14 protein-coding genes are annotated in these 16,525 nt (G+C 63.2%); 4 read left to right on the top strand and 10 right to left on the bottom strand.

Going from position 1 to position 16,525, the window contains the following annotated elements; all coding sequences use genetic code 11:
• From ACXAHG_RS08600 to ACXAHG_RS08575, 6 genes are all read right to left on the bottom strand, one after another.
• On the bottom strand, positions 1 to 727 hold a 727-nt coding region (locus tag ACXAHG_RS08600; RefSeq protein WP_475056840.1), incomplete at its 3' end, for a type I glutamate--ammonia ligase.
• The gene (locus tag ACXAHG_RS08595) at positions 724 to 1,488 is read right to left on the bottom strand and encodes an N-formylglutamate amidohydrolase (RefSeq protein WP_475056839.1); all 765 of its coding nucleotides are present in this window, start codon (positions 1,486 to 1,488) and stop codon (positions 724 to 726) included. The genes ACXAHG_RS08595 and ACXAHG_RS08600, both read right to left, overlap by 4 nt.
• Positions 1,485 to 3,182: a Na/Pi cotransporter family protein gene (locus tag ACXAHG_RS08590; protein ID WP_475056838.1), complete on the bottom strand. Its 1,698-nt coding sequence runs from the start codon at positions 3,180 to 3,182 to the stop codon at positions 1,485 to 1,487. Before ACXAHG_RS08590 ends, ACXAHG_RS08595 begins: the two co-directional genes overlap by 4 nt.
• 4 nt (positions 3,183 to 3,186) lie before the next feature.
• On the bottom strand, positions 3,187 to 3,975 hold the full coding sequence (locus ACXAHG_RS08585; protein WP_475056836.1) for an inositol monophosphatase family protein: 789 nt from the start codon (positions 3,973 to 3,975) through the stop codon (positions 3,187 to 3,189).
• 623 nt (positions 3,976 to 4,598) lie between these two features.
• Positions 4,599 to 5,807 carry a mandelate racemase/muconate lactonizing enzyme family protein gene (locus ACXAHG_RS08580; RefSeq protein WP_475056835.1) on the bottom strand — a complete coding sequence of 403 codons (1,209 nt, stop codon included), beginning with the start codon at positions 5,805 to 5,807 and terminating at the stop codon, positions 4,599 to 4,601.
• A 13-nt stretch (positions 5,808 to 5,820) separates the two neighbouring features.
• Positions 5,821 to 7,479 carry a GMC family oxidoreductase gene (locus ACXAHG_RS08575; RefSeq protein ID WP_475056833.1) on the bottom strand — a complete coding sequence of 553 codons (1,659 nt, stop codon included), beginning with the start codon at positions 7,477 to 7,479 and terminating at the stop codon, positions 5,821 to 5,823.
• 102 nt (positions 7,480 to 7,581) lie between these two features.
• Between ACXAHG_RS08575 and ACXAHG_RS08570 the strand changes: the two genes are divergently transcribed.
• The gene (locus tag ACXAHG_RS08570; protein ID WP_475056832.1) at positions 7,582 to 8,472 is read left to right on the top strand and encodes a LysR substrate-binding domain-containing protein; all 891 of its coding nucleotides are present in this window, start codon (positions 7,582 to 7,584) and stop codon (positions 8,470 to 8,472) included.
• Here the strand turns inward: ACXAHG_RS08570 and ACXAHG_RS08565 are convergent.
• Positions 8,444 to 9,376: a LysR family transcriptional regulator gene (locus ACXAHG_RS08565; RefSeq protein WP_475056831.1), complete on the bottom strand. Its 933-nt coding sequence runs from the start codon at positions 9,374 to 9,376 to the stop codon at positions 8,444 to 8,446. The two genes, ACXAHG_RS08570 and ACXAHG_RS08565, sit on opposite strands and share 29 nt — an antisense overlap.
• A gap of 94 nt (positions 9,377 to 9,470) precedes the next feature.
• Between ACXAHG_RS08565 and ACXAHG_RS08560 the strand changes: the two genes are divergently transcribed.
• Positions 9,471 to 10,301: an aspartate racemase/maleate isomerase family protein gene (locus ACXAHG_RS08560; protein WP_475056829.1), complete on the top strand. Its 831-nt coding sequence runs from the start codon at positions 9,471 to 9,473 to the stop codon at positions 10,299 to 10,301.
• A gap of 14 nt (positions 10,302 to 10,315) precedes the next feature.
• On the top strand, positions 10,316 to 11,068 hold the full coding sequence (locus ACXAHG_RS08555; RefSeq protein ID WP_475056828.1) for a sulfotransferase-like domain-containing protein: 753 nt from the start codon (positions 10,316 to 10,318) through the stop codon (positions 11,066 to 11,068).
• A gap of 71 nt (positions 11,069 to 11,139) precedes the next feature.
• On the opposite strand, the gene ACXAHG_RS08550 is transcribed toward ACXAHG_RS08555, so the two are convergent.
• The 3 genes from ACXAHG_RS08550 to ACXAHG_RS08540 all read right to left on the bottom strand — a co-directional run bounded on the left by ACXAHG_RS08550 (position 11,140) and on the right by ACXAHG_RS08540 (position 15,313).
• Complete coding sequence (locus tag ACXAHG_RS08550; RefSeq protein ID WP_475038967.1) at positions 11,140 to 12,255, bottom strand: cystathionine gamma-lyase; 1,116 nt, start codon at positions 12,253 to 12,255, stop codon at positions 11,140 to 11,142.
• Between the two features lie 203 nt (positions 12,256 to 12,458).
• On the bottom strand, positions 12,459 to 14,150 hold the full coding sequence (locus ACXAHG_RS08545; RefSeq protein ID WP_475056826.1) for a thiamine pyrophosphate-binding protein: 1,692 nt from the start codon (positions 14,148 to 14,150) through the stop codon (positions 12,459 to 12,461).
• A gap of 230 nt (positions 14,151 to 14,380) precedes the next feature.
• A complete protein-coding gene (locus tag ACXAHG_RS08540; protein WP_475056825.1) occupies positions 14,381 to 15,313 on the bottom strand; it encodes a LysR family transcriptional regulator in 933 nt (310 codons plus the stop codon).
• Between the two features lie 157 nt (positions 15,314 to 15,470).
• Here ACXAHG_RS08540 and ACXAHG_RS08535 point away from each other — a divergent pair, with 157 nt between their 5' ends.
• Entirely contained in the window at positions 15,471 to 16,481 is a 1,011-nt protein-coding gene (locus ACXAHG_RS08535) for a TAXI family TRAP transporter solute-binding subunit (RefSeq protein WP_475056823.1), read from the top strand.
• Positions 16,482 to 16,525: the final 44 nt, after the last annotated feature.

Below are 16,525 nucleotides of genomic sequence, written 5' to 3'. Positions count from 1 at the left end.
CCTGTTGCTCCGCAATCTCCTTGACGCCATGTTTGGCAATGGTGTGGTACTCCGCCGTCGCCATCGCCGGGGCGTATTTGATATTGAGCTCTTCCTGGCCGGTCTCCGCCTCGCCCTTGGAGTTCTCGATCGGCAGCCCCGCATCCCACAGGTGGTTGCGGATCGGCCGCATCACATGCTCCTCGCGGCTGGTCTGCAGGATGGAGTAATCCTCGTTGTAGCCGGAGATCGGCGCCAGGTCGCGGAAGCCTGAGCGGCGGATCTCGTCAAAGCTTTTCTCGAAAAGGAAAAACTCCAGCTCGGTGGCGCACATCGCCTCATAGCCCATCGCCTTCAGGCGGTTCACCTGCCGCTTCAGGATCGCGCGGGGGGAGTGGGAGACTTCCTCGTGGGTGTGGTGATCCAGCACGTCGCAGAGCACCATCACCGTGCCCTCCAGCCACGGCACCGGCCTGAGCGTCGACAAATCCGGCTTCATCACATAATCGCCATAGCCCCGCTCCCAAGAGGTCGAGACATAGCCGTCCGGCGTCGCCATCTCCAGATCCGTCGCCAAGAGGTAATTGCAGCAATGCGTCTCCTCCCAGGCGCCGGCAACAAAATGCTTGGCGTGGAAGCGCTTGCCCATCAGGCGGCCCTGCATGTCAACAAGGCAAACCAGAACCGTGTCAACGGTGCCGTCTGCTACCTGGTCTTTAAGTGTGTCGAATGTCAGTTGTCCGCTCACGATGCATCCTCCCCGATCGCGATATCCGTTAGCGCCGGCTCCAGAAGCTGCAGGATCTCCTGCGCCCGGGCGGCGATATCCTCTTGGCTGCGCATCAGGTCGTTGCGCACCTCTATCATCACATTGGCCAGCCCGCGGGACAGCGCATGCAGACGCAGCGAATGGGTAACGCCATCGGCCGGACCATAAGGTTCATTGCGCTCCACCCGGCGCCCGGGCAGGCGGTCGGCATAATCCAGCATGGCATCCACCAAACGGCTGTCTTCATCATGCAAAAGACCAAGTTCCACCGCCCGCGGGTTTCCAAAATAGACCGGAGTGAAGGAGTGCACGGTCATCACCACCGTGTCCGCTCCGCGCCCGTCCAGCACTTCAGAGACGGCCCGGCAGAACGGCTGGTAAACCGCTGCCGTGCGGGCGTCCCGCTCTGCCTGGGTGAGATTGCGGTTCCCAGGCACATCAATCAGCTCTGATTTCTCCGGCATCGCGCTGGCAGCCTCGGGCGGGCGGTTGCAGTCATAGACCAGCCGCGACACGGCCGACATCACCGCAGGCGCATCCAGCGCAGCCGACAACGCCAAGGTCAGATCGCGCGCGCCGGGATCCCAAGCCGCATGGCTGAGGCGGTCAGCCTCTTCCAGACCCAGCCCGCCATAGGCGTCCGGGATGTGGGAACTGGCATGTTCGCACAGCAGAACCACACGGCCTGTGCCCCCGCTGTTCAGGATTTCAACAGGGCTGCTGCCCGGCAATACGGTCATCTGTCTGCCTCCGTCGTGGCGGTCTCAGTGTGTTTCGGCATGTCCTCGATCAGCCGGGTTTCGAGCAGCTGGCCGTGCCGGTAGAGGATCGGATAGGCGACGGCGGCGATATGGCTGTTGAACTCGCGAAACGCCCGCAGGGTTTCCAGATGAATATCGCTGGTTTCAAAGCTCTGCACCGTACCTTGCTGCAGCCGCCTGAGGTGGCGCTTGCGGCTGTCGCTCTCGGCGCGTTTGATTTCGCTCTTCTCCTGGCTCAGCAGGCGCGCGCTTTCCAAGTCGTCGGAGATCAGCACGTTCTTGGCCAGTTTCAGGTTGGCCAGGATGTTCTCATGCATTTGCACCAGCTCTACCCAGCCTTCCTGCGAGAAGGCCGCACCGGTTTTGCGCAACTCACCCGCAAGAACCGCAAGCCGTTTGGCCACCACATCGCCCGCGGTTTCCAGGCGGATGGCATATTCCATCAGATACTGGATCTGCCGGGCCGTATCTGTATCCGGCTCCCCGCCCGGCTGGGCCGCCACGAATTTGCGGATCCCAGACAGGCAGCTGTTGACCTCTTCGTCGATCGCCTGAACCGCCTTGATACTGTTTTTGCCGCCTGTGCGGTACAGCTCCAGCGCCGGCTGGAACATGGTCTCAACCAAGTCGCCCATCCGCAGCAACTCCCGCTTGAGACTGGACAGAGCCTGTGCCGGCGTGCCTGGATTTTCCTGCTCCAGCGCACTGACCGGCCGCCCCGGCTGCACAGGCTCCGCCTGCACGGGCTCCGGAAACAGCCGTGCAAACAGCGGCCCCAGCGGGGTGCAGACCGGCAGCGCCAGCAGCAAGAGCGAGGCATTGAACGCCAGATGCGCGCTGACCAGCATCTGGCCGCCCTGCGGATCGCCAAGCCACCCCTGGCGCAGCGCCAGATTGGCGCCGAACAGGCAAATCACCGCCCAGGTGCCGCGCAGCGCAAGATTGGCATAAGGAATGCGGCGCGCCTTCAGATCCATGCCGCGGCTGAGCCACACCGGAATGAAGGCAGAGCCGAAATTCGCCCCCAGCACCAGCGACAGCCCGGCCGCAAAGGGGATCGCGCCGATCTGCACCAGCGTCACGCACATCAGGATCGCCGCAACGGAGGAATGCATCACAAAGGCCAGCGCGCCGCCAACCAGAAACGCGGTGATATAATCCCGCGCCAGATAGCCTGCGACCGCGGGCAGAAAGGCGCTGTCACGGATCGGATCCATCGCCTCGCGCAGGAAACGCAGCGAAATCAGTATGAAAGCCACCCCCATCAGGATCCGCCCCAGCTGCCGCGCCTTCTTGGCCTCGGTCTTGACGAACAGGTAGCCGCCAACCGCCAGCAGCACCGGCACCAGCCAGTCGAGCTTGAACGACAGGATCTGGATGATCAAAGCGGAGCCGAGATCGCCGCCCAGCACGATCGCCAGCCCGGTAGGAAAGGCCAGGTATCCGCTGGCGGCAAAGCCGGAGGTCAGCAGCGCCACCGCGGCCGAGCTTTGCAGCACGATGGCCAGGCACAGCCCCATCAGCCCGGCCTGCAGATGGCTCTGGCGGCCGGTCAGCAGCCGCTGGAACGAGGCGCCATAGCTGCGCTCAATGCCCGTCCGAACCATCCGCACCGCGTAAAGCAGCAGCATCGTGGCGCCCGCCAGGCTGAGGAGGAAGCTGACAATCGCCAATGGGTCAGCCCTTGACCAGCGCCATCATACCGGCGTGAAGCGCTGGGGTTGCAGCGGAAATGACCCTGCCATCTGACTCTAGCCCCAGCGGCTGGCCGTCCCAATCAGTAACCACCCCGCCAGCCGCCTCGATCACCGCAGACACCGGCAAATAGTCATAAGGCTGCAAGTCATAGTCGATCACCGCATCCACATGCCCTGCCGCCAGCAACGCATGGGGATAGCAATCATAAGCAAAGCGGCGGGTTTGGCCCGCATGCATCAGCCGCTCAAACAGCTCCGGATAATCCCGGTGGATCTTGTCCCCCTCATTGACATACAGAACCGCCTGATCCAGCCGGGTCTGGCCGGACACATGCACCGGCTCGCCATTCAGTGCCGCGCCCTTGCCGGGCACCCCGATATAGGTTTCCCCCAAAGCAGGCATCCCGATCACTCCAAGCTGCGGCACCCCGCCCTTCAGCTGTCCAAGCAGGAAGCCGAACAGCGGGTGGCCGGACAGAAAGGAACGGGTGCCGTCGATCGGGTCAATGATCCAGACATTCTCCCGGTCTGCGCCCTCAAATCCATGTTCCTCGCCAAAGATGCCATGGTCCGGGAAATGCTGTTCCAGATAGGCGCGGACCTTGGCTTCGACGCCTTTATCCGCCTGGGTGACCGGGCTTTCATCCTCTTTGAACTCGATGCCCAGCCTCCCCCGGAAGTAGCCGCGGGCAGCCTCTGCAGCGATCTCCGCAATCCGGAGGGCATGATCAGCGTAATCCTGTTTCATCAGCATCGGTTCTGGGTCCATCCCTTTGCTTTGCGCCCGGTTTGCAAAGGGCACATCTGCCAGCGCTGTCCGCACATTTGGTGCCGGCCAGGCCCCGAAATACGCGCATTACCGGAATTGCGGAAAATCCCTCACCGGAAAGCCGCGAATCCCAACTTTGCAGTCAAATTTCTCAAAAATGTGGGATCGGTCAACAAAAAAGTTGGAAAATGCCCGAATTTGATCGAGCAACAGTCAAGAACGCCCAAACATAACCGAATTTTCGCATGCTTTTGACCGTTTTCGCCGGAAAAAGCTGGCAGGATCCCATGCAATAACGCGGACGCCAGCGACGAGCGGCTGCTACTTGCACGCTGCCTCCATAGGGCAGCCACCCGGAAGCCGCAGCCTTCCGGTCAATGCTCCAACTGGCCGTTCACAGCTTTGGCCCGCTCCCAAGAAAGGGGCGGGCTTCACTCCTTGAAGGAATTGAATAATTTTAGGAAGTGGGCGCAGCAAACCCCTGGCCCGCTCTCAAGAATTGCAACTGGCCGTCCTGCACCTGCTGGAACAGCTCCAATGCAGAAATTCAGCCAGCCGCGGCTTGCTATGGCCGCGGCTGGTTCAGGATGCCATTCCAGCACCGCCAAGGACGCGGCGGAACATCATTGGACAACTGGAACGTCTGATAACTCCAAGTGCAACTTGCTGCCGGTATACGGGCTAGCCGCAATCGCCGCGTCATCCAGCTCAACCCCAAGACCTGGTTCAGCGGAGGGGATCACATACCCCTCATCCCAGGTGATGGTGGACTTCAGGCAGGACATGTAAGGCCCGTCAAACTTGCCAATCGACTCCAGGATCAGGAAGTTCGGGCTGCAGGCGGCAATCTGGATGTTCGCCGCCGCCACCACCGGCCCGCAGTACAGATGCGGCGCGATCTGCGCCTGCCGGGTTTCTGCCATGCTGGCGATCTTCTTGGCCTCCAGCAGCCCTCCGACCCGGCCCAGATCCATCTGCAGGATCGAGGCCGCACCGGCCTCCAGCACCCGCGCGAACTCATGCTTGGTGCAGAGCCGCTCACCGGTCGAGATCGGCACCGAGGTGAACCGCGCCACTTCGGCCATATCGGCGGGGTTCTCCGGCGTGGTCGGTTCCTCAAACCACAGGGGCTCATAGGGTTCCAGCCGCCGCGCCATCCGCTTGGCGCCAGAGACGGTGAACTGCCCATGGGTGCCGAACAACAGGTCCGCACGGGTGCCAACTGCCTCGCGGATGCGCTTCACAAACAGCTCGCTGCGCTCCAGATCCTGCATCCGCGGCTGATGCCCGTCATAGATCGTATAAGGCCCGGCAGGGTCGAATTTCACCGCCGTGAAGCCCTCATTAACCCGCTGCAAGGCGACCTCGGCGGCAATATCCGGGTCGTTATAGACATTGGGCGCCTCCGGGTCCGGATACACATCCCCTTCCGGTGGGTACAGATAGGTATAGCTGCGCAGCCGCTCATGCACCTGGCCGCCCATCAGCTCATAAACCGGCTTGCCCGCCGCCTTGCCAATGATGTCCCAGCAGGCCATTTCCAGCCCGCTGAGGACCCCCATCACCGTCACATCGGGGCGCAGCGTGTAGCCCGCGCCATAAGACTTGCGCCACAGTTTCTCGATGTGATGCGGATCGCAGCCCTCGAACTGGCGGGCAAACATCTCCTCCGCCATCGCGCAGCACAGATCGGGCCCGAAGGTGGCGTTATAAATCTCCCCCACCCCGGTGACGCCGCAGGCGGTGGTAAGGCGTACAAAGATGAAATAGCGCCCGCCGTGGCGCGGCGGCGGGTTGCCGAACACAAAGGTTTCAATCTGGTCGAGTTTCATCTGACGTTCCCTGTCATTCCGCCGCCAAGGGCCTGTTTTCATTGTCTTCCAGAACCAGATCCGCCGCGCGGTGCGCCAGCATCATGGTGGGCGCGTTGGCATTGCCCGAGGTCACATTCGGAAACGCCGAGGCATCAATCACCCGCAGACCACCCATGCCATGCACCCGCAGCCGCGCATCCAGAACCGAATCCTGCGCGTCATTGCCCATCCGGCAGGTGCAGGTCGGATGAAACACGGTGCCGGCGCGCGCGCGGAAGTTCTCCAGCAGCGCCGCATCGTCCATCTCCAGAATATCCGGTGCCCGCCGCTCCCGCGTGACCGCCTTGATGGCCGGGGTCTGCGCCAGCGCTTGCAGCAGGTGGCTGGCCCGCACCGCCGTCGCCTTGTCCGCCTCAGACGACAGCGAGTTCGGCTCGATCAACGGTGCCTGGCCCGGATCGGCAGACTGGATATAGATCTGCCCGCGGCTGGTCGGCCGGCTCGGCTGCACGCACAGCAGGAAGCCGTTGTCCCTGTCGATCTGCGGCTTGCCATTGGGCCGTGTGGAATAAGACGCGGGATTGCAATAAACCTGCACATCCGGCAGTGCGGCGCCTTTGGTGCGGACAAAACCGCTGCATTGGTTCACTGGCACGCTCAGCGGCCCCCTGCGGGTCAATACATATTGCAGCCCCGCCTTCAACTGCCCGGCATAGCTGCCCAGCCGCGCGTTCAGGGTCGCGGTATTGGCCCAGAAGAAATGCGAGACCGCCAGATGGTCCTGCAGCCCCTGCCCGACCTTCGGCAAGTCATGCGCAACTTCGATCCCATGCCGCTGCAGCAGCGCCGCCGGCCCGATGCCGGACAGTTGCAGCAACTGCGGCGAGTTCACGGCGCCTGCGCTCAGGATCACCTCCCGCGCCGCCAGCGCCTGCTGCAGCCGGCCCATCACCCTGTAGGCGACGCCGGTGGCGCGCTTGCCAGAAGTTAGCACTTTCTCGACCAAGGCGCCGCTGACCACGGTCAGATTGCCCCGCCTCAATGCGGGCCGCAAAAACGCATCCGCCGAGGACCAGCGCCGCCCGTCCTTCACCGTGCTGCGCACATACCCCATGCCCTCGCCCGGCAACGTATTGGCGCCCGCATCCGCAGACGCATTCATGTCCTGCAGGAACGGCCAGCCCATTTCCTTGGCACCGGCCAGAAAGTTCCGGGCAAAGGGATGCATCCGCTCGCTGAGGTCAGTGACCCGCACCGGCCCGTTCCCGCGCAGCCGGCGGCTTTGCCCATGCCACTCGTCATGGCTCTCCATCGCCTCATAGGTTTGCCGCACGGCTTCCCAGCCCCAGCCAGTGGCGCCCGCGGCCTCCCAATCGTCAAAATCATGCGGCAGCCCGCGCACATAGGCCATCGCGTTGATCGAGCTTGATCCGCCCAAAACCTTGCCCCGCGGCCAATAGGCCTCGCGCCCGTTCAGCCCGGGATCCGCCGCCGCGGAATAGCGCCAGTTCACCGCCGGATTCGAGAAGGTGAAGCCATAACCCACCGGGATCTTGACCCAAAACCGCCGGTCCGTTCCCCCCGCTTCGATCAGCAGCACCTTGTAGCGGCCATTGGACGTCAGCTTGTCTGCCAGCACACAGCCCGCCGATCCCGCCCCGACGATAATGAAGTCAAATGTCTGCGCCATGCCCCTGCCGCCTCTTCCTATCCGGCAACCATGCACAGTGCCTTAGGCACAATTCAAACAATGCGTTTTACCCCTAAGGCCAAACTGTGCTTAAAGGGCAGCATGACCGACCTGCCCCATGTCACCTGGCTCAAGGCCTTTGAGGCCGCCGCGAGGCTCAGCAGCTTCTCAGCCGCGGCCGAGGAGCTTGGCCTTACCCCCGCCGCCATCAGCCAGCAGATCCGGCTCTTGGAAAAACACCTGAACACCCAGCTGTTCAAACGCCTGCCGCGCGGCGTCGCGCTGACGGATACCGGCCAGGCCTATGCCCAGCCGATCCGCAAATCCTTTGACGACATGCAGCGCGCCACCACCGGGCTGTTCAGCAAAAAACGCAAGCGGGTGGTGAACCTGCGCGCCACCATCTCCTGCGCCGCGCTGGTGATTGCGCCGCAGCTGCCCCGCTTTCAGGCCGAAAACCCGGATATCTTCGTGCAGCTTTCCACCACCGTCTGGTCCAGCCGTTTCGACGAGGAGGCGCTGGACATTGACATCCGCTACGGCTCCGGCGACTGGCAGGAAGCCCAGATTCTGCACCTGGGTCACGAAAGCGCCGTACCGGTCTGCAGCCCCGCCTATGCCACGGCCCTCGGCGGCAGCCCCTCGATCGAAGATCTCGCCCGCGCCGATGTGGTGCAGATCATCGGCTCGGAAACCGACTGGGGCCGCCTCGCCGACCTGCACGGGCTGACGCTCCAGGTCACCACCGACTGGCTCAAGGCCGACTCTTCGCTGCTGGCGCTGCAGACGGTGGCGGCCGGCCATGGCGTGACCATGGTGCTGGAAAGCTTTGCCCGCCAATACATCGAACAGGGGCTTGTGATTGCCCCCACCGCCTACAAACTGCCCAAACGCCGCTCCCACTACATGGTGATCAACGACCGCGCCACCCAGCGCGACGAAGTGAAGGCCGTCAGCAACTGGATCACCTCGCTCTATCAGGCGCTGACCTGAACTCGCCTAATCGTCGGATATCCTCCAGCAGTGCCAGGCACTTGCGCGCCGCGGGGTTCTGCTCGCCGAACCGAGTCAGCCGCGCATAGAGGCAGGTGTCCTGGCTGAACCATTCCCCCGGCAGCTCCTGCAATTGGCCGCGCTCCAAATAAGGGTCGGCAAAGCCGCGCCAGCCCAAAGCCAGCCCCCGCCCCTGTGCCGCCGCCTCCAGCAGAAACACGTAATTGTCGAAACTCTCCGCCTGCGGCCACTCCAAGGCGCTGCTGTTGGCCGCCTGCCAGTCTTCCCAGCGCAGCCAGCCAAAGTTCTCCTGCCGCAACCCCAGCACGCCCGGAGGCGCACCGCCCCCCGCCAGCGCCGCAACCGCCTGGGCAATCACCTCAGGCGTCCCGACCGGCTTCACCTCTTCCGCGCAAACCACCACATGCGCCCGTTCCGGCGGCTCTTGCGAGTACTCAAAGACGATATCCGCACCGGTATCCACCGCAGCCCCGGTCAGATTGTACTCTGCCGTCACAAACCGAAGCTCGGTTTCCGCCCCCAAACCTGCCCGCAACGCACTGTGCCGCGGCAGCAGCAGCAGATGCGACACCGAATAGGAACAGGTGATCGTCACCCCGGTCTCGGGCTTGGCAAACTCCCCCGCCGCACGCTGCAGCCCGTCAAGGGCCTGCACCACAGAGGCATAAAACCCCTCGCCTTTCCGCGTCAGCCGGATCTGCGCACCGCTGCGGTCGAACAGGGGCGCCCCCAGCCGCAGCTCCAGATTGCGGATATGGCGGCTGATCGCGGGCTGCGAAGTGTTCAGCTCCTCCGCCGCCCGCGCAAACCCCTGCAGCCGCGCCACCGCCTCAAAGGCCGCCAGCGCATTCACCGAGGGCAGGTTGTATCTTCGCATTGCCATATCAAAGCGGTTATGCCTGGATGCACACGAAAGCAATAGACAGACTCGCCCGTTTGCCCGACCGTCAGGCCAAGCGCAAACAGGGAGAGGTGGAATGCCCGACTATAAAAAGCCCGCCCATTGGGCCAATCCAAAGAACAAGCTGTTCCCGCATCAGGTTGGTTTCACCGGCCCGCCGCATGACTTCGACGCAGCCCCCTCGGACTTCCTGCGGATGGCGCCGCGCTCGGTTGGCGTGCATGGCCGGATGCTGCACGTGCCGGACTACGCACACCAGCTGGACCAGCGGCAGAAGAATTTCGGCCTGCTGGAGGAATTCGTCGAATGCATGGCCAACAACGGCGCCGACGTCTGCGGCCAGGTCGGCTCCAACTGGGTGCATGCCTCGGGCAAAGGCGTCGAGGGCATCCGCCAGCACTGCGAAATGCTCAGCGACAAGTATGAAACCCCCTTCCACATGGCCGGCTACGCCATGGTCGAGGCCCTGCGCGACCAGAACGTCGAAAAGGTCGCCCTGAACGCCTGCTACCACCCGGACAGCTGGTACCAAGGCACCGTCGGTTTCCTGAAAGAGGCCGGGTTCGACGTGGTCTGGGCCGGCAACTTCTATGACCAGGGCTGGTTCGAAACCCAGGAAGAGGTCGACAACTGCATCTGGTGCTTTGACGAGGATCTGATCTGGAAGTCCTTCGACTACACCGCCGAACAGGCCCCCAAAGCCGACGCCTATCTGATCAACGGCATGAGCAACTACCGCCGCGCCTCCGACGGCATCGCGCAGCGCCCGGTGCATTACACGGCCGAGCTGGAGGAACGCCTCGGCAAGCCGGTCATCGGCCATGACACCGCGCTGTACTGGCGGATTTTCAAAACCCTGGGCCTGAAACCCGAAACCTCGCAGGGCTCCCTGCTGTCCTCTCTCTGATAAGGAACCCCTTGATGCATAAGATTGTCGCATTGTGGGCTGTGCCCCGCTCCACCTCCACCGCGTTCGAATGGATGATGCGCCAGCGCGGCGACCTCGACTGCCTGCACGAACCCTTCGGCGAAGCCTGGTACCAAGGCGAGGACCCGCTGTGGCCGCGTTACACCGAGGGCGAGAAAACCACCCCCGGCCTGACCCTGGAAAGCGTCTGGGAGGACATCAAGGCGCGGGCCGAAAAGGGGGCGGTGTTCCTCAAGGATTTCCCCCATTACATCAACCACATGTGGGATCCTGAGTTCCTCAGCCACTTCACCCACGCCTTCCTGATCCGCGACCCGGCCAAGACCATCACCTCGATGTACAACAAATGGCCGGATTTCGATGAGCTGGAGGTCGGCTTCCCCGAGCAGCGCGCGCTCTTTGACCTGCTGACAGCCCTCAATGGCACCCCGCCGCCGGTGGTGGACAGCGACGACCTGCTGGAAAACCCCGAGGAGATCACGCAAGCCTTCTGCGAGGCGGTCGGCATTCCATTCATTAGGGAAGCGTTAACCTGGGCGCCCGGCGGCGACCCATCGGCGCACAGCTGGTGGGACGGCGGCTCATTCCATGCCAATCTGGCGAAATCCACCGGCCTCACCCGCCAGACCCGCAAATATGTTGAGATCGAGAACACGCCCGAACGTGTCCGCCGCGTCCACCGCCGGATGCTGCCGCACTACCAGAAGATGCACCAGCACCGCATCCGCGTGCCGCAGATGGCCTGACCTGTCAGTCAATATCGCGCGTTTCACCAAGCTGTTCCCACGGGGACAGCTTTTCTTCCTTGGCCTGCGCTTTACCCGCTCAGCGCATCCAGCGAAGCCGCCATCGCGCTCCAAAGTTCCTCCGCCGGCTCGGTTCCGACCGAAATGCGGATGAACCCCGGCGCCACCGCATCACCCCAGCGAGCGCGGCGCTCAGCAGAGGTATGCACCCCGCCAAATGACGTCGCCGCGCGGATCAGCGGGCAGCCATTGATGAAGGCATCCGCCTGTTCCGCGCTGTCCAAAGTGATCGAGATCAGGAAGCCGAAGCGGGACATCTGCTGTTTGGCGAGTTCATGCGACGGGTCGGATTTCAGCCCTGGAAAACGGATCTGCTGCACCAGCGGATGCGCCGCCAGCCGTTCGGCCAGCACCTCGGCTGTGCTGCACATCCGGTCAAAGCGCACGTCCAATGTCTCCAGCCCCCGGTGCGCCAGCCAGGCCTCTTGCGGGCCCGGAATGCCGCCGCCGAAGGTCCGCCACTCGCGCACGGCTTGCAGGATCTCTTCGTTGCGGGTGGCCAGATGCCCCATCAGCACATCCGAATGTCCGCCCGGCGCCTTGGTGTCCGAGGCCACCACCACATCCGCACCCAGCTCCAGCGGGCGCTGTCCCAGCGGGGTCATGGTGGTGTTGTCGACGATCAGCAGCCCGCCAGCGGCATGAACGGCCCCGGCAATCGCACGCAGATCGCAAAGGTCCAGGCCGGGGTTCGACGGGGTCTCCGCAAAAACAACGTCAAAACCCTCAAATCCGCCTTCGGCAAAGCGGCTGGTCGGGCGCTGCTCGACCTGCACGCCGAGGTTTTGCAGGAACCGTTCGCTGAGGCGCCGGGTCACGTAATAGCCATCCGACGGGATCAGGATGCGGGAACCTGCCTTGACCGTGGAAAACAGCGACGCCGAGATGGCCGCCATGCCGGAGGGGTAGGCCAGAACCGGGGCGTCCTCGAGGTAGCCCAGCACGTGCTCCAGATGCTCCCAGGTGGCGTTGTCGGCGCGGCCATAGCTGGGGCCGCCGCTCCAGTCGCCCGGCAGGTGGTACATTGAGCTGTGGGTCAGCGGCAGCGCCACCGGGTCGCCCTCGGTCAGCGTGTTGCCGCGCAGGTGCAGCATGGCTCCGGCTTTGGGGGCGGTGGGTCTGTCCATGGGTGGGCGCCTTTCCTGAAATCGGGTTTTCAGGATTGATAGCGGGCTAAAGACAGAAAGAAAATCGGTTGCTGCAAGCCAACAGGGTTTTGGAACAAAGTGCTAAGGGCAGTGACCGTCCGCGGGCGGAAGCGTAGCGCCCGCCCATGGGGGCGGACGGGCGCTGCCCGGCCTGCAGCCGGGCGGTGCAACTCCGAAACAGTTCACCCCATCCAGCGGCGCACTGGCGCGGCGGCCTCTTCCAGCGCCTGGCAGACCACGTCGATCAGGGTCGGGCCGTCATGGGCAAAGGCTTCCTTGATTGCTTGGTCCAGGTCTTCCGGCTTCTCCACCCGCCAGGTCTTAACGCCGAACGCCTCTGCCACTGCCGCGTGGTTGGTGCGGTTGAAGTCGACGTTGTAATACCGTTTGCCGCAGTCGTCGCGCTGGCTGGCCTTGATCCAGCCGAAGTTGGCATTGGAGAACACCACATAGGTTATCGGCGCATTGCAGCGCACCACGGTCTCCAGCTCACCGCAGGTGAAGTTGAAGGAGCCGTCGCCCATCATCCCCACAACCTTGGCGCCGGGACGCCCAAACCAGGCGCCCAGCGACGCCGACAGCGAATACCCCAGCGCGCCGTGGGCGCGGTTGGTGATGTACTGGCGGCCCGGATGCCTTTGCTGCGAATAGGCGTTGTAATACGGGCAGCTGGTGCCGGGATCGGAAACCACGATGGCATCCTCCGGCAGGTTCTGATTCAGTGCATGAATGATCTGCTCAGGCAGCACCTGATCGGTTTTGCTGTTTGCCAGTTCCTCGAATTTGGCAAACTTGCGCCGCTTGATGTCGGCCACTTTGGCAGCACCGCCGAATGAGGGCACGTCGCCTTCGCGGCTGTCCAGATAGGCGTTCACCGCTTGCAAGGCCAGCTTCAAGTCGGCCACCACACCAACCTCGGTCGGGTAGTTGGCGCCGATGGTCATCGGGTCGTTGTCGAAGTGCACGATGCGCTGGCCGGGCTTCGGCGCTTCCCAGCGCGAGGTGGTGGTGGAGCCTGCCCGGCAGCCCATGAAAACGACCAGATCGGCCCCCTCCATCATCTCCCAGGTCTCATCTGTGCCGCCGTTGGAGCCGACCACGCCCAGCGACTGCGGGTGGGTGTCAGCCAGCGATCCCTTGCCGGAGATCGAGGTGCCGACGGCGATGTCCAGGCGGGAGGCAAGCGTTCCCAGTTCTTCCATGGCGCCGGAAATCACCACACCGCCGCCGCAGACGATCAGCGGCGATTTGGCGGTGAGGATGGCCTCGGCGGCGGCCTCGGCGGCGCCCGGTTCCGGGGCGGCGCGGTAGGACGGATAGCTATGATGCTTGGGATCGCCCCAGATGTCATCGGCGGGCACAGCGTCATACTGGATGTCATAGGGCAGCCCCAGATGCGCCGAGCCGGAGCGGCCGGTGGTCATCGCCCGGAACGCCTGACGCACCATGCGCGGGATGTGGTCTGCGCGTTTGATCACCGTGTTGAATTTGGTCAGCGGGTCCATCAGGACCTCCTGGTTCACCTCGGTCAGCGGGTACTTGCCGTAAGAACCGACCGAAATGTCGGTGGTGATTGCCAGCACCGCATAGGAGCTTTCGTTGGCCTCAATGAGCCCCGGCAGGATGTAGGTGGCGCCGCCGCCCGAAGGGCCTTCACACACGCCGACTCGGCCGGTCACCCGGGAGAAACCGTCGGCCATGTAGGCGGCGCTGCGCTCGTCGCGGGTCAGGACATGGGTGATGCCATGCTCCAGCCGGTTCATTGCATCGTAGAATGGCAGCGTGGTGTCGCCGCAAAGGCCAAAGATATGGGTGACGCCATGCGCCTCCAAGGAGCGCACCATCGCCTCTGCGCCGTTCATAGTGTTCTTCATGGGAGCCCCCTGAAACCGTGGTCAAATCCTGACCCGGGCAGTGGCCCGGGATTCGTACTCCAAACTGTATACAATTCTGTAGATAGATGTGAAGACCAAATTTGACGTGGTACTTTGCCTGTCGCGCCAGCGGCAGGCACGCGTCCGCCCGCCCCCCGGCGGGCGCGTTCCCGCGCCCACCCGGCCGGACGCTCCGTGGATTAATCTAACCGGCTGAACTTTTGAGGCGTTTACGTTCTGCTTTCAGCGGATACCGCCAGGATTTCCTGCACATAGTCCTGCCAGGCTTCGGCAAAGCTGGCAGCCAGCTGCGACAAGGGCCGCTCGCTGGGGGTCAGGATCGAGTAGCCAAAGGGGATCTGCGGCTCAAACGGCAGAAACCGGATCCGGTCTTCACCCGCATTGCTGCGGCGGTAGCTTTCAGCGCTCAGCACATCGACCACGGCACAGGCCTGGCCCGCAGCGATAAAGTGGAACAGCGGCAGGAAATACTGCGCGTCGTACCGCAGGTTGAACTCGGCACCCGCCGCCAGAAACGCCTGCGACGTCGCCTGATAGGTGTTGTGATCAGGCTGCAGGGCGCCCATCGGCATGCCATTCAGATCGGCCGCCGTGATCACTTCGCGCGCTGCCAGCGGATGGCTGGCGGGCACCGCACAGAGGCAATTGCTGGGCAGCTCTTCCGCCGCATAGAGTTTTCGATCACCGCGAAAGCGGGTCATATCGCAAAAGCCGATGTCGAAACTGCTGGCCGCCACCAGGCTGCGCACCTGCGGCGAGGACCGGGTTGCCAGCGTCACCCGCACCTCGGATTTGCCCGCCACAAAGCGGCTGATGAATTCCGGCAGCAGAAAGGTCGACGGCCCCGGCATCGCCACGATGCGGATCGAGCCCTGCACCCGGTCGCGCATATTGGCCAGGTTCTGCTGTGCGGTTTCCATCCGCGACAGGATCTCGGTGGCTTCCTCCATCAGGTACTGCGCCTCGGGCACCGGCACCAGGCGGCGGCCCTCGCGCAGGAACAGGGTCAGGCCCAGCTCCTCCTCCAGCGTCTTGATGGCGGCACTGATGGCGGGCTGGGTGCGGTGCAGGTTGCGCGCAGCCTGGCTGACCGAACCGGTTTTCATCACCTCATGAAACACGGCAAGCTGATGAGAGTTCATGGATCCGCACCTTCCAGCGTAAAGCAAACATAAATTCAATCTATACATACAGTATAATTTTAAATTTGTACTTATGCTTTTCCTTTCCCATGATGCAAGGATCGGAGGAGTGTGCTGCAGCAGGCAAGCTGCGGCCTCAATGACAAGGGAAGAGACAATGGGATTTTTCACGAAACTGACCGGGGCGGCCCTGGCCTGCACCATGCTGACCGGCGCTGCTGTCGCGCAGGACATGACCTTTTTCCGCATCGGCACCGGCGGTGCAGGCGGCACTTATTTCCCGATCGGCGGCATCATCGCCAACGCAATTTCCAACCCGCCCGGCTCGCGCGAGTGCGGTGAGGGCGGCAACTGCGGCGTGCCTGGCCTGGTGGCAATGGCGCAGTCGACCAACGCGTCAGCGCATAACGTGAACGCCATCCAGAACGGCCAGATGGAAGCGGGCCTGTCGGGTGCGGCCACCCTGCACTTTGCCTACCACGGCAAGGGCAAGTTCGAAGGCAACGCCAAGCCCGACCTGCGGGTGATTGCCAACCTCTACCCGGAAGACCTGCACCTAGTGCTGCCCGAGGGCCACAAGCTGGACGGTCTGGCAGAACTGAAGGGCAAGCGCGTCGGTATCGCGCAGGCGGGCTCCGGCACCCAGATCGCGGTTGAGCTGATCCTGGGCGACCACGGTGTGAACCGCGACAACATGGATGAGGCCGAGCTGAACAACGCCCAATCCGCCGAGCGTATCGCTGACGGCCAGCTGGACGCATACTTCTATGCCGCAGGCACGCCCGTGGCGGCAATGATCCAGCTCGACAACACCAAGGGCATGGAGCTGCATAACTGGTCCGAAGAAGAGATCAAACAGGCCAATGCCACTGTGCCTTACTACATCCCCTCGACCATTCCGGCGGGCACCTATCCGGGTGTGGACTATGACGTGAACACCGTGGCGGTGTCCGGCATGCTGGTCACCAACGCCAATATGTCCGAAGAGCTGATCTATGGCATCACCAAGGCGATGTGGTCCGACACCGCCCGCAAGCTGCTGGACAACGGCCACCCGAAAGGCAAAGCCATCACCCTGGAAACCGCACTGGACGGTATCGAGGGCATCGGCGTGCCGCTGCACCCGGGTGCTGAGCGCTTCTACCGCGAAGTCGGCCTGCTGAAGTAATTCCTCCCCTGAACTGCGGCAGCAGGGTGCGCCTTGCTGCCGTT

It is taken from the genome of Leisingera sp. ABD4_442, from assembly GCF_056160905.1.
The sequence above is the reverse complement of the archived record's forward strand: the minus strand, read 5'-3'. Positions and strand labels throughout refer to the sequence as shown.

What these genes read in the sequence shown, in the direction of transcription:
- ACXAHG_RS08555 (WP_475056828.1), top strand. Translation starts at nt 10,316, where the DNA reads ATGCATAAGATTGTCGCATTGTGGGCTGTGCCCCGCTCCACCTCCACC.
- ACXAHG_RS08545 (WP_475056826.1), bottom strand. Translation starts at nt 14,150, where the DNA reads ATGAAGAACACTATGAACGGCGCAGAGGCGATGGTGCGCTCCTTGGAG.
- ACXAHG_RS08580 (WP_475056835.1), bottom strand. Translation starts at nt 5,807, where the DNA reads ATGAAACTCGACCAGATTGAAACCTTTGTGTTCGGCAACCCGCCGCCG.
- ACXAHG_RS08595 (WP_475056839.1), bottom strand. Translation starts at nt 1,488, where the DNA reads ATGACCGTATTGCCGGGCAGCAGCCCTGTTGAAATCCTGAACAGCGGG.
- ACXAHG_RS08560 (WP_475056829.1), top strand. Translation starts at nt 9,471, where the DNA reads ATGCCCGACTATAAAAAGCCCGCCCATTGGGCCAATCCAAAGAACAAG.
- ACXAHG_RS08535 (WP_475056823.1), top strand. Translation starts at nt 15,471, where the DNA reads ATGGGATTTTTCACGAAACTGACCGGGGCGGCCCTGGCCTGCACCATG.
- ACXAHG_RS08540 (WP_475056825.1), bottom strand. Translation starts at nt 15,313, where the DNA reads ATGAACTCTCATCAGCTTGCCGTGTTTCATGAGGTGATGAAAACCGGT.
- ACXAHG_RS08550 (WP_475038967.1), bottom strand. Translation starts at nt 12,255, where the DNA reads ATGGACAGACCCACCGCCCCCAAAGCCGGAGCCATGCTGCACCTGCGC.
- ACXAHG_RS08570 (WP_475056832.1), top strand. Translation starts at nt 7,582, where the DNA reads ATGACCGACCTGCCCCATGTCACCTGGCTCAAGGCCTTTGAGGCCGCC.
- ACXAHG_RS08585 (WP_475056836.1), bottom strand. Translation starts at nt 3,975, where the DNA reads ATGGACCCAGAACCGATGCTGATGAAACAGGATTACGCTGATCATGCC.
- ACXAHG_RS08565 (WP_475056831.1), bottom strand. Translation starts at nt 9,376, where the DNA reads ATGGCAATGCGAAGATACAACCTGCCCTCGGTGAATGCGCTGGCGGCC.
- ACXAHG_RS08575 (WP_475056833.1), bottom strand. Translation starts at nt 7,479, where the DNA reads ATGGCGCAGACATTTGACTTCATTATCGTCGGGGCGGGATCGGCGGGC.